The following is a 24,008-nucleotide window of genomic DNA, read 5'->3' on the forward strand; positions in this document are numbered from 1 at the left end:
GGCGTCGCGGCGCGCGCACGCGCCACAATGGGGGCATGGGGATCACCATCGTCTATGCCTTCGTCACCCTGCTCGTCGCCGGCGGCATCGTGGGGGCCACCGCCCTGCCGCGTCTGCGCAAGGCGCAGGAGGAGACGCGCCACAGCTCCCGGACGCACCGCGAGAGCTGAGCTCCGCCGCGCGAGCAGGCATCGGGCTCGCGGCAGCGGCATCGGGACCGGCGCTGTGCGGGTCCCGCGGACGGTCGCGCCTCTCGGGCCCCCGGAGCTTCCCCCTAGACTGATCCGAGTCCCGGCGCCCGGAGCGCCCCCACGACCCTGGAGGTGACCTGTGGATCCCGTGGAGATCCTTGCCGCCGTCGGCGGCGCTGTCGGCGGCATCGCGGTGCTCGGCGCCGGAACCTGGGCCTGGCTGCGCACGCGCGGCCGGTCCGGAGGCGATCGGCCCGGCGCGACGCACGAGCCCGGCGCCGAGACGCGCGACGGCACCGCCCAGCGCGGAGCGGCGACCGCCGTGAAGGACCGGCCGGCCGCCCCGACCTGGGGGGACACCCTCACCGCCGGACGCCCCGAGGCGACGCCGCCGACCGCCGAGCCCGAGCAGGCCGACGCCCCCTTCGACCAGGAGGTCGAGACCCCGACCGGCACCGTCGAGACGCGACCGGCGGCCGAGCGCTCCGCCGGCGCCCCGGCGCCCCAGGCTCCGGCCGGCGCGGCTCCCGCCGCCGCGCCGCAGACCGGGCAGGAGCTGGCCGATGCCGCGGCCCCGACCGGCGAGACCGCCCCCGGCGAGCCCGCGGCCGTCGAGACCGCTCCGGCCCCGCAGACCGCGCCCGATGCGCCCGCGGAGGCCGCGCCCGCACAGGACGCCGTCGCCGCGGGCGAGGCGCCGACCGCCGCCCCGGAGACCGCCGAGGAGGACGCCCGCGCGATCGCCGCCGGCGCCGCACCGCCGCTGGAGACCCCCGAGCCCGCCGCGGATCGCATGGTCCGCCTGCGCGAGCGGCTGGCCCGCTCCGGCGCCATCGGCCGGGGGATCCTGGGACTGCTCACCCGCGACACGGTCGACCAGGGCACCTGGGACGAGATCGAGGAGACGCTGCTGCTGGCGGACCTCGGGCCCGATGCGACCGACGAGCTCCTCGAGGGGCTGCGCGAGCGCCTCCAGGTGCTCGGGGAGAACGACCCCGCCGCGGTCCGCGAGGTGCTGCGCGAGGAGCTGGTCAAGCTCATCGACCCGGGCCTGGACCGGCGCCTGGCCGCCACCCGCCGCGAGGCCCCGGACGGCTCCTCGATCCCGTCGGTGATCCTCATGGTCGGCGTCAACGGCACCGGCAAGACCACCACGGTGGGCAAGCTGGCCCGCGTGCTGGTCGCCGAGCGCCGCAGCGTCGTCCTCGGCGCGGCGGACACCTTCCGCGCCGCCGCCGCGGACCAGCTGGCCACCTGGGGCTCCCGGGTCGGCGTCGAGACCATCCGCTCGGACCGCGACGGCGCCGATCCGGCCGCCGTCGCCTTCGAGGCGGTGCAGGAGGGCGTCCAGCAGGACTGCGACGTCGTCATCATCGACACCGCGGGCCGCCTGCAGAACAAGAAGGGCCTGATGGACGAGCTCGGCAAGGTGCGCCGGGTCGCCGAGAAGAACCTCCACGGGGCGCAGGTCGCCGAGGTGCTGCTGGTCCTGGACGCGACCACCGGGCAGAACGGCATGCAGCAGGCGCGCGTGTTCTCGGAGGCCGTGGACGTCACCGGCATCGTCCTGACCAAGCTCGACGGCACCGCCAAGGGCGGCATCGTGGTCAACGTCCAGCGGGAGCTGGGCGTGCCGGTGAAGATGGTCGGGCTCGGCGAGGGCATGGACGACCTCGCGCCCTTCGACCCCTACGGCTTCGTCGACGCCCTGATCGGGGACTGAGCCGCCCGCTCGCGAGCCCCGGCCCGAGCACACGAGCGCCGGGTCCGATGCCTTCGCATCGGGCCCGGCGCTCGGCGTATCAGGAGAAGTGCGACTTGGAGATCACGCCGTGGACGCCGACGGTGCGGTCCACGACCTGCGAGATGGTGAAGTCCGCGGCGGCGGAGAGGTACGCGTAGGCCGTGGCCCGGTCCATCCCGCGATCCTGCTCGAGGAAGTCCAGGGCGTTGACCACGGCCTGGCGCAGGGCGACGTCCAGGTCGCCGCCCTGGCCGCCGACGCTGCCGTCCGGGTCCGACAGGCCGATGGGGATCCACGCGTCGGCGGTCTCGGCGAAGGGGTACCGGTGGGCGATCGCGGGGGCGTCCCCGGAGCCGGCCTTGCACACGGTCAGCCGGAAGGTGCCGCGCAGGGACCCCTCCATGGCGGTCAGCGCGACCTCGCCGTCGCCCATCGCATGGTGGGGGTCCCCGACGTGGAAGAGCGCCCCCTCGGCGTGCACCGGGAGGTAGAAGGTCGAGCCGGGGCCCAGGAGCCTGATGTCGATGTTGCCGCCGCCGAGGGTGGGCGGGATCGAGTTCGCCGAGGGATCGGTCGGCTCCTGCGCATCGGAGAAGGCCACGCCCATCATCCCGAAGAAGGGGCTCACCGGGAACCGCACCCGGCCGCCGGCGAAGGGCATCACGCCGTGCCCGTCCTCGATGGCGGTGAAGGTGGACACGCCGCCCCACTGCGTCGGATCCGCATCGGCACGCCCGTCGGTCCCCACCGGCGGCATGACCTGCTCGCGGGTGATGCCCGCCGGCGCCTCGCCCGCAGGGGTGAGCGCGAGGGCGCCCTTGCCGTGGCGGCTGGAGACCACGCCGTAGGGCACGCGGGGGACCGCCTCCAGCGTCTCGATCTTGAGCACGTCCCCGGGCTGCGCCCCCTCCACGAACACGGGGCCGGTGACCACGTGCGGTCCGTCCAGGGCGAAGTCCCGCGGGGTGCGGTCGTACTCGGCGGCGATCGCCACGGCGTCCTCCAGCACCGACGCCTCCGGGACGCCGTGCCCGCCGAAGAAGGCCCGCGGGTCGCGGCCCTGGTCCTCGAGGATCCCCTCGTGGGAGACGGAGTCGATGGTCACCGTCTGGCCGGAGGCCATGGTCAGGCTCGGCGGCGTGTGGGCGGTCGGGACGTAGCCCCACAGCACCGCATCCGGCTCCGAGGGGAGGTAGTGGTCCCCGGGGATGTCGCCGGCGCCCGGCTGCAGGACCGCGCCGGCCGTCGCCCCGGACCCGGCTCCGGCGTCCTCGGCCGGGGACGGCGCCTCGCCCGGGGCGGTGGCCGTCTGCGGTGCGCAGGCGCCCAGGAGGCCTGCCCCGGCGCCGAGTGCGGCGCTCGCGCGCAGCAGGCCCCGGCGTCCGATCCCGCGCACCAGGGTCCTGGCCGCGTGCTCCTCGAAGGACTGTCCGCTCATGTGATCCATCTCCCTCTCGCGGCCCCGGAATCCGGCCGCGGCGCGGTCGGGAGCCGCGGCAGCGCGTCGATCGTGGCGGTCGCCACCCAGCTCACGATGCTTTTCGGAGGAGGGGATGCGAGAGGCGTCCCGCGGTACGAACGGGTATGTCACGGAAAGATCACGGGAGCCTCCCGGCATTGGCCGCGGGAGGGGACCCCCGCACGATGAGACCACGACCCACCGGGTCGACCGGTCCCGCGGCCCGAACCCGAGGACCGGCCGAACTCCCAAGGAGCCGACATGGACGACCCCTTCACCCTGGATACGGGGGCAACGGCCTGGATCCTGATCAGCGCGGCCCTCGTGCTGCTCATGACCCCAGGACTCTCGCTGTTCTACGGAGGCATGGTGCGCGCCCGCACCGTCCTCAACATGATGCTGATGTCCTTCACCGCGATCGCCGTGGTCGCCATCGCCTGGACGCTGGGCGGCTACTCGATCGCCTTCGGCGACGGGATCGGCGGGCTCTTCGGCAACCCGGTGCAGTTCTTCGGCCTCGCCGGGACGGACGAGCAGTCGATCCTCGCCGGCAGCGGCGTGCCCTTCCTCGTCGCCGCAGGCTTCCAGATGACCTTCGCGATCATCTCCGCCGCGATCATCTCCGGCGCCATCGCCGACCGCGTGAAGCTCGGGACCTGGATGGTCTTCTGCGCCGTGTGGGTGCTGGTGGTCTACGCACCCCTGGCCCACATGGTCTGGGGCGGCGGCCTGCTGGGCGGGGACGGCCCCTTCGCGGCCATCGCCGAGCCGGTCGACTTCGCCGGCGGCACCGTGGTCCACATCAACGCCGGCATCGCCGGCCTGGTCCTGGCCCTGGTCGTCGGCGCCCGCAAGGGCTTCGGCAAGGAGCCGATGCGACCGCACAACCTTCCCCTGGTGATGCTCGGCGCCGCCCTGCTGTGGTTCGGCTGGTTCGGCTTCAACGCGGGCTCGGCCGGCACCGCCGACGCGACCGCGGGCCTGGCCTGGGTCAACACCACCGTCGCCACCGCCGCGGCCATGCTCGGCTGGGCCCTGGTCGAGAAGATCCGCGACAAGCACGTCACCAGCCTCGGCGCCGCCTCCGGCGTGGTCGCGGGCCTCGTGGCCATCACCCCGGCCGCCGCCGCGCTGAACCCCGTCACCTCGATCGTCATCGGCCTCCTGGCCGGCGTCGCCTGCGCCCTGGCCGTGGGCCTGAAGTACCGCTTCGGGATCGACGACTCCCTGGACGTCGTGGGCGTCCACCTCGTGGGCGGGCTCGTCGGCACCATCCTCATCGGCGTGCTGGCCACCGACGGCGGCCTCATCTTCGGCGGCGGCTTCAGCCTGCTGCTGGTGCAGATCCTGGTCGCGGTCGCCGCGATGGTCTTCTCCGGCGTGCTCACCGCCGTCATCGCCCTGGTCCTCAAGGCCGTCATGGGCTGGAGGGTCCCCGAGGCCGACGAGCGCGCCGGCATCGACATCACCCACCATGCGGAGTCGGGCTACGATCTCGTCGGAGCCCCGGCCTCGCGTCGACCGAGCGTCCCCCGTCCCGCGCCGTCGGCCCCCGCCGCAGCCGAGGGCGCCCAGCCCGCCACCGCAGGAGAGGTCCGATGAAGCTCATCACCGCCGTCGTCCAGCCGCACGCCGTCCAGGCCGTCACGGACTCGCTGCGCGAGTACGGGGTCAGCGGGCTCACCGTCACCGAGGTCGCCGGCTACGGCCGCCAGGGCGGTCACACCGAGGTCTACCGCGGCGCCGAGTACGACATCGACACCATCCCCAAGGCGAAGATCGAGGTCATCGCCGACGACCCGGCCCAGGAGGACATCATCGACCTGATCGTCGCCGCCTCCCGCTCCGGTCGGATCGGCGACGGCAAGGTCTGGGTCACCGACGTCCACACCGTCGTCCGCGTGCGCACCGGCGAACGAGGTGCGGATGCCGTCTGAGGCGCTGTCCGCACGCCGGCTCACGCACGTCCTCCACGCCGGCTTCGCGGATCCGGCCGCCGGTCCCTCCCGCAGGAACGACCATGCCGCTCTCGTCGACGAGTGGCTGGTCTCCCTGTGGGCCGGGGCCGGCGCCCCCGCGTCCGGCGCCGCCCTGGCGGCCATCGGCTCGCTGGGGCGGCGGGACCTCGGCCCGGTCAGCGACCTGGACCTGGTGCTGCTGATCGACCCCGAGCAGGTCGACGCCGAGGAGTCCGCCCGGCTCGCGAGCGCCCTGTGGTACCCCATCTGGGACTCGGGGACCTCGCTGGACCACGCGGTGCGCAGTCCCGCGCAGTGCGAGGAGGTCGCCGGCGAGGATCTGCGCGCGGCCATCTCCCTGCTGGACCTGCGGCTGGTCGTGGGGCAGGAGAGCCTCGTGGCCGATGCCTCCGCCCGGGTGCGGGCGCAGTGGCGCCGCGGCGCCCGGCGGCGCATCGGCGAGCTCGTGGACCTCGCCGAGGACCGCTCCCACCGCTACGGCCCGCTGGCGCACTCCACCGAGCCCAACCTCAAGTCCGACCGCGGCGGCCTGCGCGACGTCACCGTGATCCGCGCCTTCGCCGAGAGCTGGCTGGCCGATCACGACCATGCCGTCGTCGACCATGCCTCCCGCGTCCTCGGCGACGCCCGTGATGCGCTGCAGGCGGTGACCGGGAAGTCCGGCACCCGGCTGGGCCGGGCGGATCAGGACGCCGTCGCCGCGCTGACCGGGCACGCCACCGCCGATGACCATCTCGCGGTGCTGGCCGATGCGGCGCGGTCGGTGACCTGGGAGCTGCATCGGACGATCCGGGCGGCGCAGGCCGCCGTCGCCCCCGGCGGCTCGGCCACCCGCGGCTCCGGGGCGGACCGCCGCCCCGCCCTGACCCGCCTCGAGCACGGGGTGCTCGTGCAGTCCGGGGAGGTCTCGGTGGACCCGCAGGTCGAGGATCCGCTGCGCGATCTCTCGGCGGTCGCGCACGCGGCGGCGACCGGGCTGCCGCTGGCCGATGCCACGCTCGCCCGCATGGCCGCCGTCCCGGTGCGTCCGTTCACCGCCGCCCAGCGCGACGTGTTCGTGGACGCCCTGGCCGGCGAGCACATCGCCGACGTCTACGAGGCGCTCGACGTGCAGGGCGTGTTCGCCCGCTGGGTCCCGGGCTGGACGGAGGTGCGCAACCGTCCGCAGCGCTCGGCGGTGCACCGCTTCACCGTGGACCGCCACCAGATCGAGACGGTCAAGGAGGCCCGCCGGTTCCTGGCCACGGTCTCCCGCCCCGATCTGCTGCTGGTGGTCGCGCTCCTGCACGATCTCGGCAAGCGGGCCGATGCCCGCGACCACTCGGCCGAGGGGGCGCCCCTGGCCGAGGTCGCCGCCCGGCATCTGGGCTTCGACGAGGACGACGTCCGCGTCATCGGCACCCTGGTGCGCGAGCACCTGACCCTGGTGGGCCTGGCCACGGGACGCGACCTCGCCGATCCCGCGACCCTGCAGGACCTGCTCCGGGCCGTGGGGCACGATGCGGGCACGCTCGAGCTGCTGCGGGCGCTCACCGAGGCCGATGCCATCGCCGCCGGCCCCTCGGCCTGGTCGAGCTGGCGCTCCTCGCTGGTGGACCACCTCACCGACCTGGCCCGCGACTCGCTCTCGGGCAGCGCCCCGGTGCCGCGCCTGCTGCTGACCCCGCAGCGCTCGGTGCAGGACGCGGTGCTCACCGCCGTGAGGCGCAGCGGCAGCGCCCACGTGCTGTACCCGGCGCCGACGGGGGACGAGGCCATCAGCCAGATCTGCCTGGGCGCCCCGGACGGCGCGGGCGTGTTCGCCGCCATGGCGCGGGTCCTGGCCCGCCAGCGCATCGATGTGCGCAGCGCCGTGGTCCTGACCATGGACGGCGTCGCCGTGAACACCTGGTGGGTCTCGGGGACGCAGGGCGACCTGCCGCATCCCACGGCGCTGCGCGCCGCCCTGGACCGCGAGCTGGGGCGCCGCGACGAGCCCGCCGCACGGGTGCTCGAGCTGGCCCCGGCGCCGCCGCCGCGCACCGCGGACGACACCCCGGTGGTCACCCTCCTGCCCGGCGCCTCGAGCGAGGCGACGGTCATCCAGGTCAACGCCCGCAACCGGCCCAGCCTGCTGGCGGACGTCGCCGAGGCCATCACCGTGCACCAGCTGCAGCTGCGCAGCGCGCACGTGATGACCCTGGGCAAGCGGGCCGTCGACGTGCTCTACCTGACCGACGAGAAGGGACGCGCCCTCGAGGCGCCGGCGGTGGGCCGGATCATCGCCGCGCTGATGGACGCCGCCGCCACCTGAGCGGGGCGGATCGGGCCGCCGCGAGTGCGGCAGGTCTCCGCCCGGGCCCCGGAAGGGGACCGGGCGGGGCCGCGGCCACTACACTGGTGCGGTCCGCACGACCAAGGGGAATCTCTTCGTGTTCAACAACCTCTCCGATCGCATCACCGCCTCCCTCAAGGGGCTGCGCGGCCACGGCCGCCTGTCCGAGGCGGACGTCGACAAGACCATCCGCGAGATCCGGCGCGCCCTGCTCGACGCCGACGTCGCCGTGCCGGTGGTCCGGGACTTCACGTCCAAGGTGCGCGAACGGGCGCTCGGCGAGGAGGTCTCCAAGGCCCTCAACCCCGCCCAGCAGGTCGTCAAGATCGTCCATGACGAGCTGGTCGACGTCCTCGGCGGAGCGACCGGGGAGCTCACCTGGTCCAAGAACCCGCCCACCGTCATCATGCTCGCGGGCCTCCAGGGCGCCGGCAAGACGACCCTCGCGGGCAAGCTCGCGCGGTGGATGAAGGAGCAGGGGCACACCCCGCTGCTGGTCGCCGCGGATCTCCAGCGCCCCAACGCCGTCACCCAGCTGCAGGTCGTCGGGGAGCGGGCGGGCGTGCCCGTGTTCGCCCCCGAGCCGGGCAACGGGGTCGGAAACCCGGTGCTGGTCGCCATGAACGGCGTCTCCACCGCCCAGTTCCAGCAGCACGACGTCGTGATCGTCGACACCGCCGGCCGCCTGGGCATCGACGAGGAGATGATGCAGCAGGCGCGGGACATCCGCGATGCCGTGAACCCGCACGAGACCCTGTTCGTCGTCGACGCCATGATCGGCCAGGACGCCGCCCGCGTGGCGGAGGCCTTCCGCGACGGCGTCGGCTTCACCGGCGTGGTCCTGTCCAAGCTCGACGGCGACGCCCGCGGCGGCGCGGCCCTGTCGATCACGGGCGTCACCCAGCGCCCCATCCTGTTCGCCTCCACCGGCGAGCAGCTGGGCGACTTCGAGCGCTTCCACCCGGACCGCATGGCCAACCGGATCCTCGACATGGGCGACGTCCTCACCCTGATCGAGCAGGCCGAGAAGACCTTCGACCAGGCCGAGGCCGAGAAGGCCGCGAAGAAGCTCGCCAGCGGCGAGGACTTCACCCTCGACGACTTCCTCGCCCAGATGCAGCAGCTCAAGAACATGGGCAGCATCAAGAAGATGCTCGGCATGCTGCCGAACATGGGCCAGTTCCGCGACCAGCTCGAGAACTTCGACGAGAAGGAGCTCACCCGCATCGAGGCGATCATCCGCTCGATGACGCCGGCCGAGCGCCACGACCCCAAGCTCATCAACGGGTCCCGCCGCTCCCGCATCGCCAAGGGCTCCGGCACCACCGTCCAGGCCGTCAACCAGCTGCTCGAGCGCTTCAAGCAGGCCCAGCAGATGATGCGCACCATGGGCCGCGGCATGGCCGGCGGCGGCGCGCCCGGCATGCCGGGCGGCCCCGGCATGGGGATGGGCAAGAAGTCCCGCGGCAAGCAGCAGGCGCCGAAGAAGGTCAAGAAGTCCAAGTCCCGCAACCCCGCCAAGGCCGCCCGCGAGGAGGCCGAGCTCGCGCGGAAGGCCGAGGAGCGCCGGGCCGAGGGCGGCTCCGCCTTCGGCGGCGGACCGGCCGGCGCCGGGGACCTCGCCGACCTCGACCCCTCGCAGCTCCCGCCCGAGATGCAGAAGCTCTTCGGCAAGGGCCTCTGACCCCGCCGGGGCAGGCCCCGTCGCACGACGTCGACCAGAGCGTCCCGCCCCGGGATGCTCTGGTCGATCTCGTCGAGGGCGAGCGCGGTGCGGGCTACCCTCGGGGTGTGGAAACGACGACGGACGACGCTGCCCTGACCCCCGGCCATCCCGTGCTGCATCTGCGCGGGCCGATCCTGCTGGGCCCCGAGGAGGAGCTGGCCGAGGCCTGGGTGGCGGGCGGCCGCATCCACCATCGGCGGCCGGAGCTGGCCCCTCGCACCGAGGTGCTCGAGATCGACGGATTCGTCGTGCCGGGGCTGGCGGACCTGCACTGCCACATCGGCATCGGCGACGGCGGGGGAGGCACCAGCCTCGCCGAGGCACGGGCGCAGGCCATCACCGACCGCGACACCGGCGTCCTGCTGATGCGCGATGCCGGCTCGATCATCGACACCCGGGCCCTCCAGGACCCTGCCCCCGGCGCGGCCGGGCACCGCCTGCCGCGGCTGATCCGCTGCGGCCGCCACCTCGCGCGCACCCGGCGCTACCTCATCGGCTACGCCCACGAGATCGAACCGGACCAGCTCGCCGACGCCGTCCGCACCGAGGCGGAGCGCTCGGACGGCTGGGTCAAGCTGGTGGGGGACTGGATCGACCGCTCGGCCGGGGACCTCGCCCCGACCTGGTCGGCCGAGGACTTCACCGCCGCGGCCGATGCCGCCCACGCCGCCGGGGCGCGGATCACCACCCACACCTTCGACGAGGAGACCCTCCCGCTGGTCCTGGACGCCGGCTTCGACTGCCTCGAGCACGCCACCGGTCTCACCGACGAGACGATCGCCCGCGCCGCCGCGGCCGGGGTGCCGGTGGTGACGACCCTCGTCAACGTCGACCACTTCACCGAGTACGCCGACCAGGGCGAGCGGAAGTTCCCCGCCTACGCCGCCCATATGCGCCGCCTGCGCGACGGGCGCTTCGAGAGGACCCGCAGCGCCCTCGAGGCCGGGGTGCCGCTGCTGGTGGGAACCGACGCCGGCGGGGTGCTGGGGCACGGGATCATCCACGACGAGCTCGACGAGCTCGCCCGCGCGGGCCTCGACGGGACGCAGATCCTCACCGCGGCCGCCTGGGCCCCGCGGGAGTTCCTCGGCGTGCCCGGTCTCGAGGACGGCGCCCCGGCGGATCTGCTGGTCACCGCGGCGGACCCGCGTCGCGATCATCGGGTGCTGCGGGACCTGTCGGCCGTGGTGCTCCGCGGGGAGATCATCCGTCGCGGCGCCTGAGACCGCAGGAGGGCACGTACGATCGCGAGCATGGATGCTCCCGGATCGGGCGAGGACGCCCGCACCCCCCAGCCCCGCACCCCCCAGCCCCGCTCCTCCTCCCCGCATTCCTCGGCCCGCCCCTCCTCGGCGGACGGTCCGGCCCCCGCGGATCCCGGCGTGCAGGACGGGCCGCCGCCGCGCTGGAAGATCATCGGCCCCGGGCTGCTGGTCGCCGCCACCGGCATCGGCGCCGGGGACCTCGTGGCCACGCTCGTGGCCGGGTCCCGCTTCGGCTACACCCTGCTGTGGGCGGCCGTCGCCGGCGTGATCATCAAGATCTTCCTCGTCGAGGGCGCCGGACGCTGGACGCTGGCCACCGGCCTGTCGATCTTCGAGGGCTGGCGGCGCCTGGGCGCCTGGGCCTCGATCTACTTCGGCCTGTACATCGTGATCTGGGGCTTCGTGTACGGCGCGACGGCCATGTCCGCCTCCGCGCTGCCGCTGGTCGCGCTGATCCCGCAGCTGCCCGTGATCGGGGACATCGAGGCGATCACGCGGATCCCTCTGATCGCGTACGCCATCGCCTCGGGCCTGATCGGTGCCGCCCTGGTGTGGCTGGGCCACTACCGGCGCCTGGAGAAGATCATCGCCGTCCTGGTCGGCGTCATGTTCGTGACCGTGGTCGGCGCCGCCGCGGTGACCGTGCCGAACCTCGGCCAGATCGCCTCCGGCCTGATCCCCCGGATCCCCGAGGGCGGCCTGGTCTACACCCTGAGCATCGCCGGCGGCGTCGGCGGCACCATCACGCTCGCGGCCTACGGCTACTGGCTGGTGGAGAAGGGCTGGTCGACCCCGCGCTGGATGAAGGTCATGCGTCTGGACAACGCGATGGCCTACGTGCTCTCCGGCGTGTTCGTGATCGCCATGCTCATCGTCGGCGCGGAGCTGCTGTACAGCGCCGGGATCGCCGTGGGACAGGGCGACCAGGGGCTCGTGGACCTCGCGGGCGTGCTCGCGGACCGCTACGGCGCGGTCATGAGCTGGGTCTTCCTCATCGGGTTCTGGGCCTCCTCGTTCTCCTCCGTGATCGGGGTGTGGAACGGCGTCTCGATCATGTTCGCCGACTTCTGGGGGAGCGTGCGAGGACTCCCGGCCGATGACCCCGCCCGGCGGATCGGCAGCCGCTCCTACCGCTTCTACATCCTGTGGCTGACCTTCCCGCCGATGCTCCTGCTGCTGCTGGGCAAGCCGGTGCAGATCATCGTCGCCTACGGCGTGCTCGGGTCGTTCTTCATGCCGTTCCTCGCGCTCACGCTGCTGTTCCTGCTCAACTCGCGCCATGTCCCCCCGGCCTGGCGCAGCCGTGCGGGCGGCAACATCGTGCTCGGGATCGTCGCGCTGATCTTCCTGGTGCTGGGCGTGAACCAGCTGATCGACGCGGTCTCGACGCTGATGGGCTGAGGGCCGAGGGGCCGCCGCCGAGGGGCCGACGGGCCCGCCTGTGCCCAGCGGCACAGGCGGGCGGGTGGAAGCGTCCGGCCCGTGCTGGCATACTTGGGCGCTGTATGCGTCCTGGCCGGCCCTCTACCCGCCATGGCGCGACACCCCGAGTGACGCCGGCGCCCGCATGACCCCACAGGCCGCGGCAGATCTCACCCGAACATCCTTCGAAGGAGAGTCCACACTCGTGGCCGTCAAGATTCGTCTCAAGCGCATGGGCAAGATCCGTGCACCGTACTACCGCATCGTCGTGGCCGACTCGCGCAAGAAGCGCGACGGCGCCGTGATCGAGGAGATCGGCAAGTACCACCCCACCGAGGAGCCCTCGTTCATCGAGGTCGCCTCCGAGCGTGCGCAGTACTGGCTCGGCGTGGGCGCGCAGCCCACCGAGCAGGTCGCGGCGATCCTCAAGATCACCGGTGACTGGCAGAAGTTCAAGGGCGAGGAGGGCGCCGAGGGCACCCTCCGCTCGAAGTCCGCCAAGGCCTCCGCCGAGGACCTCATCGCCGAGGCCGACAAGGCCGCCGTCGAGTCCCGTGAGGGTGCCAAGAAGGCGAAGGCCTCCGACGAGGTCGCGCCGGGCTCCGAGGAGGCTCCCGCCGAGGGCGAGACCACCGAGGACGCCCAGGCCGCTGCCGACGAGGCCTGAGCATGAGCGCTCGCGCCGAGGCACTGGACCATCTGGTCCGCGGGATCGTCGACAACCCCGACGACGTGCGCGTCCAGGAGAAGTCCACGCGCCGTGGTCCTCTTCTCGAGGTCCGCGTCAACCCGGAGGACCTGGGCCGCGTGATCGGCCGGTCCGGTCGCACCGCCCGCGCCCTGCGCACGGTGACCGCGGCCCTGTCCGAGGACTCGGTCCGCGTGGACATCGTCGATGTCGACCGCCGCTGACGCGCGCACAGCACACCGCAAGACCCGAGGCGGCGCCGGCTTCCGGCGCCGCCTCCGGCATGCCGCGGGAGTGCTGCTGCTGGGCACCGGCGTGCTCGGCGCCTGCACGGTGCCGACCGCGGGTCCGGGCGGCGGCACCACCCCGGAGGCGTCCTCTCCCGCGACCACGGCCGAGCCGAGCGCCGACCCGGCCGCCGTCGAGGCCTGCACGAGATTCTGGGGCGATCCCGACTACACCCGGCCGCTGTCCCGCGACGTGCTGGACCGTGCCGGCACCGCCTCCGAGAACGGGGCGTCGGACCCCATGTTCTATGCCCTCACCGGGGACGACGTCGATGCGGCGTTCTCGGGGGCGCCGGCAGAGCTCCAGGGCAGCGCGGGCGCCGTCGCCGCATGGTTCCGGACCGAGGCGGCGCAGGGGGCCGACGGCGACCTCGAGGCGCTGCGCACCGCGATGGACGAGCTCGCCCAGGGGTGCGCGCCCGTCTCGGATGCCGCGGCATGGTTCCACGCCCCCGGGGAGGACGGCACCAAGCCCGCCGCCCTCACCTGTGCGGACATCTTCGACACCCCGAGCACCTTCACCGTCTTCGGCAACGCCAACGTGCTCACCTCGAACATGTTCAAGCTCGTGGGCCGGACCCCGCAGACCGTCCCCGAGGACGGGATGGACGAGGTCGAGGCGACCCTCGCCCGGCTGGACCAGGAGATCGCCGCGGTCGATGACGACGGCGTGCGCGAGGCCCTCACCGCGGTGCGGGCGCCCTTCTCCGATGCGGTCGAGGGCGACCTCCGCTCGCCGGGGCTGCAGGAGCCCCTCGAGCAGCTGGGCGGGGCCTGCGGGGCCGTCGGGTACGACGCCGGCGTGGGCGAGCAGCAGCAGGACGAGCAGGACGACGAGGACGGAGAGGGACTGGTATGAACCATCGCGATGTGGTCGTGGCGACCATCGGCAAGGCGCACGGGCTGCGCGGGGAGGTCGCTCTGATCGTGCGCACCGATCAGCCGGAGGTGCGCCTGGCCGACGGCACCGCCTTCGAGATCGAGGACGGCGGCAGGCCGCGCACCCTCACCATCGCCTCCACCCGCACCCAGTCGGGCCGCTGGTACGCGCGCTTCGCGGAGGTCGCGGACCGCAGCGCCGCCGAATCGCTGCGGGGCGCCGAGCTCTCCCTGGAGATCGACCTGGACGAGGAGGCCGATGAGGACCCCGACGCCTGGTACCCCTCCGACCTGCAGGGCCTGCCCGTCCGGCACGTCGACGGGACCGAGCTCGGCGTGGTCGCGGGTCTCGAGCACTACCCGGCGCAGGATCTGCTGATCGTCCGCACGGCCGATGGCCGCCGGGTCATGCTGCCGCTGGTCGAGCAGCTCGTGCCCGAGGTCGACCTCGAGGCGGGCGTGGTGATCGCCGACCCGCCCGGCGGCCTGTTCGATCCGGAGAACGCCGAGAGCGAGCGCGCCTGATGCGCATCGACGTCGTCACGATCTTCCCCGAGTACCTCGCGCCCCTCGAGCTGTCGCTGATCGGCAAGGCGCGGCGCGACGGCCTGGTGGATCTGCACGTCCACGACCTGCGGACCTTCACCCATGACCGGCACCGCACCGTGGACGACACCCCGGTGGGCGGGGGAGCGGGCATGGTCATGAAGCCCGAGCCGTGGGCGGAGGCCTTCGCCCACGTGCTCGCCGAGGGCCGCGCCGCCCTCGGCGAGCAGGCCCGTCCGGAGATCCTCTTCCCCAACCCCGCCGGGGCGCCGCTGGTCCAGGCGACCGCCCGGGAGCTGTCGACGAGCCCGTGGCTGGTCTTCGCCTGCGGCCGCTACGAGGGGATCGACGAGCGCGTGTACGAGCACCTCGCCGCGCGCGGCGCGAGCGTGCGCCTGATCTCCCTGGGGGACTACGTGCTCAACGGCGGCGAGGTCGCCGTGCTCGCGATCACCGAGGCCGTGGTGCGCCTGGTCCCCGGCGTGCTCGGCAACCCGGAGTCCGTGGTCGAGGAGTCCCACTCCCACGGGCTGCTCGAGTACCCGATCTACACCAAGCCGGCGCTGTGGATCGACCCCGACGGGGTCGAGCGCCGCGTGCCCGAGATCCTGCTGTCCGGGGACCACGGGCGCATCGCGCGCTGGCGGGAGGAGCAGTCGCTCGCCCGGACGCGGGAGCGCCGCCCCGACCTCCTGGACGCCGGGCGTGACGCAGGCGACAGCGGATCGGCCGCCTGACCAGCGCATCGGCCGGTCCGGGCGCTTGCCGGGCACCCCGGCACCTGGCAGAATGACTCCTCGTGCGTGTCGCGCGCGCCCCTGCCTCAGGGGAGGCGCGCAGAAGCGACCGGGCAGGTCCGTGGCGATGGGAGTCGCTGCCAGAGGCCCAGCACACCGGCACGGGAGCGCAGGCTCCCGCCGGATCACCAGTTCCCCGGAGGGGCCCACGGCCCGTCCCCAGCGAGCTGTCCGACCTGAGGCGGTCAGCGGGAGTGAACACATGCAGAAGCTCGACGAGCTCGACAAGGCGCAGATGCGCGACGACATCCCGGAGTTCCGCTCCGGCGACAACGTCAAGGTCCACGTGAAGGTCGTCGAGGGCAACCGCTCTCGTGTCCAGGTCTTCCAGGGCTACGTCATCGCCCGCCAGGGCGACGGCATCCGCGAGACGTTCCGCGTCCGCAAGGTCTCCTTCGGCGTGGGCGTGGAGCGCGTGTTCCCGGTGCACGCTCCGACCATCGAGAAGATCGAGGTCGTCACCCGCGGCGACGTCCGCCGCGCGAAGCTGTACTACCTGCGCGGCCTCACCGGCAAGAAGGCCCGCATCAAGGAGAAGCGCTTCAACTGATCGCGCGAGGATCCCGGTCCGTGCCGAGCCGCGCATGAGCGAGCTCGAGGATCGACCCCGACGGCGGCAGCCCCCACTGGTGGCTGCCGCCGTTCTCGTCGTGCTGCTGCTGGTGGCGGCGTTCACGATCCGTCACCTCGTGGTCGAGCCCTTCGAGGTGCCCTCGGCGTCGATGGAGCCGACCCTGCGCGCCGGCGACGTGATCCTGGTGGACCGCCAGAGCCGGCGCTCCGCGGAACGGGGCCAGGTCGTCGTCTTCGACGGCCGCGGCTACTTCGGCGGGCAGGACGGCACGGGCCACTACTGGGTCAAGCGCGTGATCGCCGTCGGCGGGGATCGCGTGACCTGCTGCGACGACGCCGGCGCGATCCTCGTGGACGGCGAGCCGATCGCCGAGCCCTATCTCGCGCCCGGCACCGCGCCCTCGCTCGTCGCCTTCGACCTGGAGGTGCCCGAGGGGCGGATGTTCCTGCTGGGGGACAACCGTGCGGACTCCACCGACTCCCGCAGCCTCCTGGGCGCGCCCGGCGGCGGGATGGTGCCCGTGGATCGGGTGGTCGGTGAGGCGCGTCGCATCGTCTGGCCGCCTCCCAGGAGCGGCGCGCTGTGACGGATAGGATCGGGGCGATGAGCACCTCCACGCCCCCGACCGGCCCGGCCGGCGACCCCGGCACCGGTCCCTCCGGCGCGCGGCGGGATCCTGCCGGCGACAGCTCCGCGGCCGGGGTCGATCCCGAGGCGCAGCACGAGGACGACGGCCCCGCCGACGAGGGCGGTCACGCCGAGGGGCGTCGCGGCCACCGCGGATCCCGCGGCGGCGGCTGGATGGAGTACCTCGTGACGATGGTCGGGGCGCTGATCATCGCGGTGCTCGTGAAGACCTTCCTCATCCAGCCGTTCTACATCCCCTCGGAGTCGATGAACCCGACCCTGCAGGTGGACGACAAGATCATCGTATCCAAGCTCACCCCCGGCGTGTTCGACCTCGAGCGCGGAGACGTCATCGTCTTCGAGGATCCCGCGAACTGGCTCGAGGGCGACGCCACCGAGAACCCCACCGTGCGCACCCGGATCATGATGGTCCTGAGCGTGGTGGGGCTGGCCCCGGACCCCTCGCAGGACCACCTGGTCAAGCGTCTCATCGGCCTGCCCGGCGACCACGTCGTCTGCAGCGCCTCCGGCGCGGCGGTCCAGGTCAACGGCGTCGAGGTCGACGAGCCCTACATCAACCCCGACGGCGGAGCCTGCCAGCGGCCCTTCGACGTCACCGTGCCCTCCGGCTCGGTGTGGGTGATGGGCGACAACCGCCACGCCTCCGCCGATTCGGCCTGGCACTTCACCCACGGCGAGGAGGCCTTCGTCCCCGTCGAGGACGTGACCGGCAAGGCCGTGTCCGTCTTCTGGCCGGTCCGGAACTGGGCCGGGCTGGGCGACGGCAGCGACGCCTTCGCCGAGGTCCCCGCCGCACCGTGAGCCCCCGCACCGCCGCGGGCCCTGCCGCCCGCCGCACCGCCGCCCCTCGCGCCGCGACGGAGCCCAGCTTCGACGTCGAGCTCGAGGTCGCCCGCGCGATCGGCCCCGACGTGCTCGTGGTCGGCCTCGACGAGGTGGGCCGCGGCGCCCTGGCCGGCCCGGTCACCGTGGGCGCCTGCGCCGTCCGCGTGCTCGAGGGACAGGTCGTCACCGCCCTGCCCGAGGGCGTGCGCGACTCCAAGGCCCTCACCGCGCGCCGGCGCGAGGCGCTGGTCGCCCCGATCGCCGTCGCCGCCGCGGCGACGGGGATCGGCTGGGTGCCGGCCCAGGAGATCGACCGGATCGGTATCTCCGCCGCCCTCACCGAGGCCGCCCTGCGGGCCCTCGAGGACCTGCGCACCCCCGAGGGCGACGGCGTCCTGCCCGACGCCGTGATCATCGACGGCTCCGTCGACGTCCTCAGCGGCGCCCTGCGCGGCCGCGGTCTGCCGCCGGTGCCGGTGACCGTGCGGGTCAAGGCCGACCGGGACTGCCGCAGCGTGGCCGCCGCGAGCGTGCTGGCGAAGGTCGCCCGCGACGCGCGGATGACGCAGCTGCATGCGAGCGCCCCGCAGTATGCGTGGGACTCCAACAAGGGATACGGTGCGGCTGTGCACCGCGACGCGATCACGGAGCACGGAATCCATGCCGAGCATCGCGCGTCGTGGAACCTGACGGGCACGCCGAGCGCCGGCGTGCTGTGGGAGATCGACCCGCGCCGCAGCATCCCCGCGGAGCAGGAGGGACACCGGTGAACACGCAGGACCTCGAGAACTACGAGTCCGACCTCGAACTGCAGCTCTTCCGCGAGTACCGCGACGTGGTGAGCCTGTTCACCTATGTCGTCGAGACCGAGCGGCGCTTCTACCTCGCCAACCAGGTGGACCTGCAGGTCCGCTCCGCGGGCGGGGAGGTCTTCTACGAGCTGACCCTCGCCGACGTGTGGGTGTGGGACATCTACCGCTCGAGCCGCTTCGTGCGCTCGGTGCGGGTGGTGACGTTCAAGGACGTCAACATCGAGGAGATCGCGAAGCCGGACATCTCGCTGCCCTGATCCCGGCGGCGGCGGGTCCGGCTGGTCCTCCCCACCGGGCGCCCATCCACAGTCGGCCGCGGACGGATGCGCGGCGGCGCCCCGCGCACGACGCTGAGGCGCATGAACAGCGCCGCCGCGGCCCCGCCGCATCTCATCCCCGTCCCGCCGGGCGTCCGCATCGCCCGCCTGAGCACCCTCGAGCTCGGCCGCCTCGGCGAGGATCTCGCCGCTGACCACCTCGCCCGGGCCGGGTGGCAGGTGATCGACCGCAACGTCCGGGTGGGTCGCGGGGAGCTGGACATCATCGCGCTGGAGGGCACCACCCTCGTCTTCGCGGAGGTGAAGACGCGCCGCACCCTCCTGACCGGGGTGCCGCAGGCCGCCGTCACCCCGGAGAAGGTGCGCCGGCTGCGGCGCCTGGCGGGGGAGTACCTCCTGCACAGCTCCCCGCCGCACCGCGATCTGCGCATCGACGTCCTCGCCGTGTTCGCCGCGCAGGACGTCTGCTCCCTGGAGCACCTGCGGGCGGTGGCCTGATGCCCGTCGCACGGACGCTCGCCGTCGCCCTCACCGGCCTCGAGGGCACCGTCGTGGAGGTCGAGGCCGATGTCGCCGCCGGGCTGCCGGCCTTCCACCTCGTCGGCCTCCCCGACTCCTCCATGCTCCAGGCCCGGGAGCGCGTGCGCGCCGCGGCCGCCCAGATCGGGGCCGGCATCGCCCAGCGCCGCATCGCGGTCAACATGCAGCCGGCCTGGCTCCCGAAGCACGGCTCGGGCTTCGACCTGGCGATCGCGATCGCCGTCCTCGCCGCCCAGGGGGACCTCGAGGCGGAGGACATCGCCGGGGTCGTCCATCTCGGCGAGCTGGGTCTGGACGGGCGGATCCGTCCCGTCCCCGGGACCCTGCCGGCGCTGCTGGCGGCCCGCCGGGCCGGGGTGGGCCGGGCGGTCGTGCCCGCGGCCGATGCCGATGAGGCGCGCCTGGTCGAGGGCATCGGCGTGGTCCCGGCGGAGGATCTGTGCGAGGTGCTCCGCCATCACGGCTCGCGCGCCGAGGTGCACCCGCCCACCCCGCAGCAGTCGCTGCCCGCCGCGGCCCGGGCCCCGGACCCGGAGCGGAGGGAGCGGCTCGACTTCTGCGACGTCCTCGGGCAGCTGCAGGCGCGGCGCGCCGCCGAGGTCGCCGCCGCGGGAGGCCACCACCTGCTGCTGGCCGGGCCGCCGGGCGCCGGCAAGACGATGATCGCGGCGCGGATCCCCGGGATCCTCCCTCCGCTGGGGAACCGGGACGCGCTCGACGTCAGCGCGATCCACTCCCTCAGCGGCGGCTTCGACGCCCGCGCCGGGCTGATCACGGATCCGCCCTTCGAGGCTCCGCACCACACGGCGACCACCGCCTCCGTGGTCGGCGGCGGACCGGGGCTGGCCCGGCCCGGCGCGATCTCCCGCGCCCACGCCGGGGTGCTGTTCCTCGACGAGGCGCCCGAGTTCCCCTCCCGGGTGCTGGAGGCGCTGCGCGAGCCGCTGGAGACGGGCGACGTCACCCTGCACCGTGCCCGCGGCATCACCCGCTATCCCGCCCGGTTCCAGCTGGTCATGGCGGCGAACCCCTGCCCCTGCGGTCATGCGTGGGGGCGCGGGGACCGGTGCACGTGCACACCCCTGCAGCGGCGGCGCTACCTGGCACGCCTGTCGGGGCCGGTGCTGGACCGCATCGACATGCGGGTCGAGGTAGGACCCGTGGACCTGCGCCGCGTCGACGCGGCAGGCGAGCCCAGCGCGGCGATCGCGCGGCGCGTCCGCTCGGCCCGCGAGCGCCAGCGCCGGCGCTTCGCCGCCCTGCCCTGGACGACGAACTCCCAGATCCCCGGAAGCGCCCTGCGCGGGGACCTCGCCCCCGAACGGGGCGGCCGGCGGATGCTCGAGGAGGCCGTGGACCAGGGGCGTCTGACCCTGCGCGGCCACGACCGCGTGCTGCGCGTGGCATGGACCCTCGCCGATCTCGACGGGGCGGAGATCCCGGACGGCGACCACATCGGAACTGCGCTCTCCCTGCGCGGGAAGGACCGCACATGAACCCCGACGACCTCCTGGCCCGGGTCACCTGGTCGCTCATCGCCGAACCCTCCGACATCATCGCGATGACGGCCCGCGACGAGCTGGGGCCCGTCGACGCCCTCGCGCTGGCGCGGGAGGCGAGCGCCGCCGAGACGCATGCCATCCTCGGCGATCCGCCGGCGGATCCCGCGGCCGACGGCGGCAGCAGGAACCCCCGGCGCCGCATCGAGCAGGCCCTCGCCCGCTGGAGGGCGCGGCTGCGGGTGGTCGATCCGGCGCAGCACCTCGAGCTGGCCGGCCGCCGCGGCATCCGCGTGCTCGTGCCCGAGACCCCGCAGTGGCCGCACGTCCTGGCCGACCTCCGCAGCGCCGTCCCGCCCTGCCTGTGGGCGCTGGGCGAGGGCGACGTGGACCTCTCCGCGCGCCGCGGCTCCGTCGCGCTCGTCGGGTCGCGCGCCTCCACCCCCTACGGGGAGGATGCGGCCGGCACCATGGCGGCCGCGCTGGCCTCGCGGGACATCGCGGTGATCAGCGGCGGTGCCTACGGGATCGACGCCGCCGCGCACCGCGGCGCCCTGGCCGCGGACGGCGCCCCGACCATCGCCGTCCTCGCCGGCGGCCTGGACTCCCTCTACCCGCGCGGCAACACGCGGCTGCTGGAGTCGATCCGCGAACGCAGCGTCCTGGTCAGCGAGGCGCCGATGGGCACCGCCCCGACCCGCTGGCGGTTCCTCGCCCGGAACCGCCTGATCGCAGCGCTCGCCCAGGTGACCGTCGTGGTGGAGGCATCCTGGCGCTCGGGCGCCCTGTCCACGGCGCGCCGGGCCGATGACCTCTCCCGAGAGGTCGCGGCCGTTCCGGGGCCGGTCACCTCGGCGGCCTCCGCGGGGTGCCACCGACTGATCCGCGAGCGCGGCGCCGTCCTGGTCACCGAGGCCGCCGAGGTCATGGAACTGCTGCCGGGCGCGGCACCCGCCGGGGACTCCTCGCACGCCGTGCAGGACGAGCTGGACCTGTTCAGCCCTGCCGACCGGCGCGTGCTCGACGCCGTGCCCCCGCGCTCCGCGGCGACCCTCGCCGCGCTCGCCGATTCCGTCGGGCGCACCCCCGAGGAGGTGCTGGCCGCCGTGGGCCGGCTCGAGCTGTTCGGCGCGGTGCGGATGGACGGGGACCTGGTGCGCCGGGCGCGCCGCTGACCCGCGCGCGCCGCTGACCCCGCGAGCGCCGCTGACCCGCGAGCGCCGTCGACGCCGCGCGGGCCGCTGGCGCCTCGAGCAGCCGGCGGCCCGGGGGCGCGCCGCCGTGCGCGGGGCGGCGGGCCTGTCACACTGGGGGGATGGATGCGGAGGAGCAGGACGAGGCCGTGGTGGACGCCTACGCGGCGCATCTGCGCCTCGAACGCGGCCGCTCCGAGCACACCGTGCGCGGGTACGTGCGCGAGGCCCGCGGCATCCTCGAGCACCTGCGCAGGGTCGAGCGGATCGAGCTGGCCGAGCTCGACGTCGCCTCACTGCGGTCCTGGCTCGGGACGCGGGCGGAGTCGGGGGCGAGCTCGGCGACGCTCGCCCGGTCCGCCGCGGCGGCGCGCACCTTCTCGACCTGGCTCGCCGCCACCGGACGGGCGCCCCACGACGTCGGCCACCGGCTCAAGGCGCCGCGCCGCGGTCGCCACCTCCCGACCGTCCTGACCGGGTCCCAGGCCCTCGACCTCGTCTCCGCCGCAGGACCGGCCCAGGCCGATCCGCCGCCCTCGTCGACCTCGTCGCCCGACGGCGCGCCTCCGGCGCGGGACGGCGGCACGGATCCCGACGCGGCGGCACGGCAGCGTGCGGTCGACCTGCGGGACACGGCGATCCTCGAGCTGCTGTACTCCTCGGGGCTTCGAGTCTCCGAGCTGGTCGGCCTGGACACTGGGGACCTGGATCGGCGCCGGCGGACCGTCCGGGTGATCGGCAAGGGGGACAAGGAGCGCATCGTCCCCGTCGGCATCCCGGCGCTCGCCGCGATCCAGGCCTGGGAGCAGGACGGTCGGCCCGTCCTCGGCGCGGGCGCCGCGCCGCTGGAGGCGGACGCGCTGTTCCTCGGGGTGCGGGGGCGGCGCATCGGCGATCGGGCGGTGCGCACGCTCGTGGACCGGCTCGCGCGCAGCGCCGGGATCTCGCGCCACGTCACCCCGCACACCCTGCGCCATACCGCGGCGACCCACCTCGTCGAGGGCGGCGCGGATCTGCGCAGCGTGCAGGACTTCCTGGGCCATTCCTCCCTCGCGACGACGCAGATCTATACCCACGTCAGCGCCGAGAGGCTGCGCCGCACGATCGACCAGGCCCACCCCCGCGCCTGAGGCTGCGCCTAAGGCTGCGCCGCGCCGCGCTGCGCAGCGTCGCGCGCCGACCGCCGGGCCTCGCGCCGCGGCGCCGGAGCACGGGGCAGCGCGCCGGGGCGCCGGAGCATCAGGCAGCGCGTCGCGAGGCCCGACGTCACCGGAGCATCGGGCACGGCGCACGCGGCGCGCAGCGGGGAGACCGGGCCTCTGCGGGAGGCGCCCCCTGCGCGCCCCGAGCCCCGCTGCGGGGGACGCCTCCGGGACCGGCCCGGGAACCGCCGAGGGCATCGGCCCCGGAGCCCGCCCCCTCCAGCGGCAGCAGCACGCTCGGTCCGCGCTCGCCGAGCAGGATCAGCGGGTCCAGGTAGTCCTCGCCGCGCCGCGCGCCGAGGTGCAGGCACGGACCGGTGGGGCAGTGCGTGCCCTCCGTCCACAGAGCGCCGACCACGCTCCCGGCCGTGACCGGATCGCCCTCGGCCACGCTCGCCACCACCGGCTCGTAGGTCGAGACGAGGCCGTCGCCGTGGAGGATCGAGAGCACCGGGCGCCCCGCGACCATGCCGGCGAAGCGCACCGTCCCGTCCTCCACGGCGCGCACGGTCCCGTCCGCGCCGGAGATGTCGATCCCGCGGTGCCCCGCCGCATAGCGATGCGCGGGCGCCTCGAAGGGGCGCACCACCGGGTGCGGCGGGGCGACGGGCCACAGCCATCGGCCCGATCCCTCGCCGTGCGCCGGGGCCGCGGGGAGCACGAGCACCGCCAGCAGCAGGGCGAGGAGGGCGAGGAGGTGCAGGGGCCCGCGTGCGCCGGGCGCCCGCCCGGCCGGCATGATCCTGGTCATGACCGCAGGATCCTCCGGGGCGCCGGCGCGGGCCAGGCCCGGACGGGGACTGGGGACGCCCGGCGCCTGGGGAGGAGGAGCGGCCCCGGCGCGGGAGCGGGCGGGCAACAGGAGCCGGTGCGGGAGGACGTGACCGATCGCGCCCCCGGGAGGGCGTGCCCGGCCCGGGCCATCGGATAGACTCGCCGTGGCATCCGGTCCGTCCGGATGACTTCGCGTGCCCATCAGGGACGCCCGGACCATCGGTCCCCTCGCGGGGCGGTCCGGGACCTGGGCACCAGGCTCCGCATCATCCCGGTGCGGGGGACAACCGAGAACAAGGCCCGGCGCCACGACCGTGGACGCCCTTCGGGTGCGCCGCGTGAGCCCCGGGTCGGAAGACAGGACAT

General features: G+C 74.4%; 24 protein-coding genes. 22 read left to right on the forward strand and 2 right to left on the reverse strand.

Going from position 1 to position 24,008, the window contains the following annotated elements; all coding sequences use genetic code 11:
- Positions 1-35 precede the first annotated feature (35 nt).
- Entirely contained in the window at positions 36-170 is a 135-nt protein-coding gene (locus tag ABD234_RS05520; protein WP_269519892.1) for a hypothetical protein, read from the forward strand.
- Between the two features lie 169 nt (positions 171-339).
- On the forward strand, positions 340-1,914 hold the full coding sequence (gene ftsY / locus ABD234_RS05525) for a signal recognition particle-docking protein FtsY (protein ID WP_425546777.1): 1,575 nt from the start codon (positions 340-342) through the stop codon (positions 1,912-1,914).
- A 79-nt stretch (positions 1,915-1,993) separates the two neighbouring features.
- Here ftsY and ABD234_RS05530 read toward each other — a convergent pair whose 3' ends face one another.
- Positions 1,994-3,373, reverse strand: coding sequence for an acetamidase/formamidase family protein (locus ABD234_RS05530; RefSeq protein WP_344354537.1), 1,380 nt, complete (start codon positions 3,371-3,373; stop codon positions 1,994-1,996).
- Between the two features lie 282 nt (positions 3,374-3,655).
- On the opposite strand from ABD234_RS05530, the gene ABD234_RS05535 reads away from it, so the two are divergent.
- The 20 genes from ABD234_RS05535 to ABD234_RS05630 all read left to right on the forward strand — a co-directional run bounded on the left by ABD234_RS05535 (position 3,656) and on the right by ABD234_RS05630 (position 22,796).
- Positions 3,656-4,996, forward strand: coding sequence for an ammonium transporter (locus ABD234_RS05535; RefSeq protein WP_038372419.1), 1,341 nt, complete (start codon positions 3,656-3,658; stop codon positions 4,994-4,996).
- Positions 4,993-5,331: a P-II family nitrogen regulator gene (locus ABD234_RS05540; RefSeq protein WP_038372420.1), complete on the forward strand. Its 339-nt coding sequence runs from the start codon at positions 4,993-4,995 to the stop codon at positions 5,329-5,331. Before ABD234_RS05535 ends, ABD234_RS05540 begins: the two co-directional genes overlap by 4 nt.
- The gene (locus ABD234_RS05545; protein ID WP_051486824.1) at positions 5,321-7,666 is read left to right on the forward strand and encodes a [protein-PII] uridylyltransferase; all 2,346 of its coding nucleotides are present in this window, start codon (positions 5,321-5,323) and stop codon (positions 7,664-7,666) included. The genes ABD234_RS05540 and ABD234_RS05545 overlap by 11 nt, the downstream gene beginning before the upstream one ends.
- A gap of 118 nt (positions 7,667-7,784) precedes the next feature.
- Complete coding sequence (gene ffh / locus ABD234_RS05550) at positions 7,785-9,371, forward strand: signal recognition particle protein (protein ID WP_344354540.1); 1,587 nt, start codon at positions 7,785-7,787, stop codon at positions 9,369-9,371.
- A gap of 107 nt (positions 9,372-9,478) precedes the next feature.
- Positions 9,479-10,636 carry an amidohydrolase family protein gene (locus tag ABD234_RS05555; RefSeq protein WP_344354542.1) on the forward strand — a complete coding sequence of 386 codons (1,158 nt, stop codon included), beginning with the start codon at positions 9,479-9,481 and terminating at the stop codon, positions 10,634-10,636.
- Between the two features lie 30 nt (positions 10,637-10,666).
- Entirely contained in the window at positions 10,667-12,079 is a 1,413-nt protein-coding gene (locus ABD234_RS05560; protein WP_344354543.1) for an Nramp family divalent metal transporter, read from the forward strand.
- A gap of 226 nt (positions 12,080-12,305) precedes the next feature.
- Entirely contained in the window at positions 12,306-12,767 is a 462-nt protein-coding gene (gene rpsP / locus ABD234_RS05565; protein WP_038372424.1) for a 30S ribosomal protein S16, read from the forward strand.
- A gap of 2 nt (positions 12,768-12,769) precedes the next feature.
- Positions 12,770-13,012, forward strand: a complete 243-nt coding sequence (locus ABD234_RS05570) for an RNA-binding protein (RefSeq protein WP_038372427.1) — start codon at positions 12,770-12,772, stop codon at positions 13,010-13,012.
- Entirely contained in the window at positions 12,996-13,934 is a 939-nt protein-coding gene (locus ABD234_RS05575; protein ID WP_344354544.1) for a hypothetical protein, read from the forward strand. The genes ABD234_RS05570 and ABD234_RS05575 overlap by 17 nt, the downstream gene beginning before the upstream one ends.
- Positions 13,931-14,479: a ribosome maturation factor RimM gene (rimM, locus tag ABD234_RS05580; RefSeq protein ID WP_038372428.1), complete on the forward strand. Its 549-nt coding sequence runs from the start codon at positions 13,931-13,933 to the stop codon at positions 14,477-14,479. Before ABD234_RS05575 ends, rimM begins: the two co-directional genes overlap by 4 nt.
- Entirely contained in the window at positions 14,479-15,237 is a 759-nt protein-coding gene (gene trmD, locus ABD234_RS05585; protein ID WP_038372431.1) for a tRNA (guanosine(37)-N1)-methyltransferase TrmD, read from the forward strand. The genes rimM and trmD overlap by 1 nt, the downstream gene beginning before the upstream one ends.
- 262 nt (positions 15,238-15,499) lie before the next feature.
- Complete coding sequence (gene rplS / locus ABD234_RS05590) at positions 15,500-15,847, forward strand: 50S ribosomal protein L19 (protein WP_038372432.1); 348 nt, start codon at positions 15,500-15,502, stop codon at positions 15,845-15,847.
- A 34-nt stretch (positions 15,848-15,881) separates the two neighbouring features.
- Positions 15,882-16,457 carry a signal peptidase I gene (gene lepB / locus ABD234_RS05595; protein WP_038372434.1) on the forward strand — a complete coding sequence of 192 codons (576 nt, stop codon included), beginning with the start codon at positions 15,882-15,884 and terminating at the stop codon, positions 16,455-16,457.
- Between the two features lie 17 nt (positions 16,458-16,474).
- Positions 16,475-17,320, forward strand: a complete 846-nt coding sequence (lepB, locus tag ABD234_RS05600) for a signal peptidase I (RefSeq protein WP_084148452.1) — start codon at positions 16,475-16,477, stop codon at positions 17,318-17,320.
- Complete coding sequence (locus ABD234_RS05605) at positions 17,317-18,114, forward strand: ribonuclease HII (protein WP_344354549.1); 798 nt, start codon at positions 17,317-17,319, stop codon at positions 18,112-18,114. The genes lepB (ABD234_RS05600) and ABD234_RS05605 overlap by 4 nt, the downstream gene beginning before the upstream one ends.
- The gene (locus ABD234_RS05610; protein WP_038372435.1) at positions 18,111-18,413 is read left to right on the forward strand and encodes a DUF2469 domain-containing protein; all 303 of its coding nucleotides are present in this window, start codon (positions 18,111-18,113) and stop codon (positions 18,411-18,413) included. Before ABD234_RS05605 ends, ABD234_RS05610 begins: the two co-directional genes overlap by 4 nt.
- Before the next feature lie 102 nt (positions 18,414-18,515).
- Entirely contained in the window at positions 18,516-18,932 is a 417-nt protein-coding gene (locus ABD234_RS05615; RefSeq protein ID WP_084148462.1) for a YraN family protein, read from the forward strand.
- On the forward strand, positions 18,932-20,470 hold the full coding sequence (locus ABD234_RS05620; protein ID WP_344354553.1) for a YifB family Mg chelatase-like AAA ATPase: 1,539 nt from the start codon (positions 18,932-18,934) through the stop codon (positions 20,468-20,470). The genes ABD234_RS05615 and ABD234_RS05620 overlap by 1 nt, the downstream gene beginning before the upstream one ends.
- A complete protein-coding gene (gene dprA, locus ABD234_RS05625) occupies positions 20,467-21,648 on the forward strand; it encodes a DNA-processing protein DprA (RefSeq protein WP_344354554.1) in 1,182 nt (393 codons plus the stop codon). The genes ABD234_RS05620 and dprA overlap by 4 nt, the downstream gene beginning before the upstream one ends.
- A gap of 140 nt (positions 21,649-21,788) precedes the next feature.
- Positions 21,789-22,796 (forward strand): tyrosine recombinase XerC, encoded by a 1,008-nt coding sequence (locus ABD234_RS05630; RefSeq protein WP_344354556.1) that lies wholly within the window; start codon positions 21,789-21,791, stop codon positions 22,794-22,796.
- A 136-nt stretch (positions 22,797-22,932) separates the two neighbouring features.
- On the opposite strand, the gene ABD234_RS05635 is transcribed toward ABD234_RS05630, so the two are convergent.
- Complete coding sequence (locus tag ABD234_RS05635) at positions 22,933-23,619, reverse strand: murein hydrolase activator EnvC family protein (protein WP_344354558.1); 687 nt, start codon at positions 23,617-23,619, stop codon at positions 22,933-22,935.
- Positions 23,620-24,008 lie beyond the last annotated feature (389 nt).

Origin of the sequence: Brachybacterium phenoliresistens (genome assembly GCF_039530785.1) — a bacterium.
GTDB lineage: Bacteria > Actinomycetota > Actinomycetes > Actinomycetales > Dermabacteraceae > Brachybacterium > Brachybacterium phenoliresistens.

Excerpts from the sequence above, each read along its gene's own strand:
- ABD234_RS05575 (WP_344354544.1), top strand. The coding sequence starts at position 12,996 with ATGTCGACCGCCGCTGACGCGCGCACAGCACACCGCAAGACCCGAGGC.
- ABD234_RS05620 (WP_344354553.1), top strand. The coding sequence starts at position 18,932 with ATGCCCGTCGCACGGACGCTCGCCGTCGCCCTCACCGGCCTCGAGGGC.
- lepB (WP_084148452.1), top strand. The coding sequence starts at position 16,475 with ATGAGCACCTCCACGCCCCCGACCGGCCCGGCCGGCGACCCCGGCACC.
- ABD234_RS05540 (WP_038372420.1), top strand. The coding sequence starts at position 4,993 with ATGAAGCTCATCACCGCCGTCGTCCAGCCGCACGCCGTCCAGGCCGTC.
- ABD234_RS05545 (WP_051486824.1), top strand. The coding sequence starts at position 5,321 with ATGCCGTCTGAGGCGCTGTCCGCACGCCGGCTCACGCACGTCCTCCAC.
- ABD234_RS05615 (WP_084148462.1), top strand. The coding sequence starts at position 18,516 with ATGAACAGCGCCGCCGCGGCCCCGCCGCATCTCATCCCCGTCCCGCCG.
- ABD234_RS05630 (WP_344354556.1), top strand. The coding sequence starts at position 21,789 with ATGGATGCGGAGGAGCAGGACGAGGCCGTGGTGGACGCCTACGCGGCG.
- rplS (WP_038372432.1), top strand. The coding sequence starts at position 15,500 with ATGCAGAAGCTCGACGAGCTCGACAAGGCGCAGATGCGCGACGACATC.
- ABD234_RS05635 (WP_344354558.1), bottom strand. The coding sequence starts at position 23,619 with ATGACCAGGATCATGCCGGCCGGGCGGGCGCCCGGCGCACGCGGGCCC.
- dprA (WP_344354554.1), top strand. The coding sequence starts at position 20,467 with ATGAACCCCGACGACCTCCTGGCCCGGGTCACCTGGTCGCTCATCGCC.
- lepB (WP_038372434.1), top strand. The coding sequence starts at position 15,882 with ATGAGCGAGCTCGAGGATCGACCCCGACGGCGGCAGCCCCCACTGGTG.
- rimM (WP_038372428.1), top strand. The coding sequence starts at position 13,931 with ATGAACCATCGCGATGTGGTCGTGGCGACCATCGGCAAGGCGCACGGG.
- ABD234_RS05570 (WP_038372427.1), top strand. The coding sequence starts at position 12,770 with ATGAGCGCTCGCGCCGAGGCACTGGACCATCTGGTCCGCGGGATCGTC.
- ABD234_RS05520 (WP_269519892.1), top strand. The coding sequence starts at position 36 with ATGGGGATCACCATCGTCTATGCCTTCGTCACCCTGCTCGTCGCCGGC.
- ABD234_RS05530 (WP_344354537.1), bottom strand. The coding sequence starts at position 3,373 with ATGAGCGGACAGTCCTTCGAGGAGCACGCGGCCAGGACCCTGGTGCGC.
- ABD234_RS05535 (WP_038372419.1), top strand. The coding sequence starts at position 3,656 with ATGGACGACCCCTTCACCCTGGATACGGGGGCAACGGCCTGGATCCTG.
- ABD234_RS05560 (WP_344354543.1), top strand. The coding sequence starts at position 10,667 with ATGGATGCTCCCGGATCGGGCGAGGACGCCCGCACCCCCCAGCCCCGC.
- trmD (WP_038372431.1), top strand. The coding sequence starts at position 14,479 with ATGCGCATCGACGTCGTCACGATCTTCCCCGAGTACCTCGCGCCCCTC.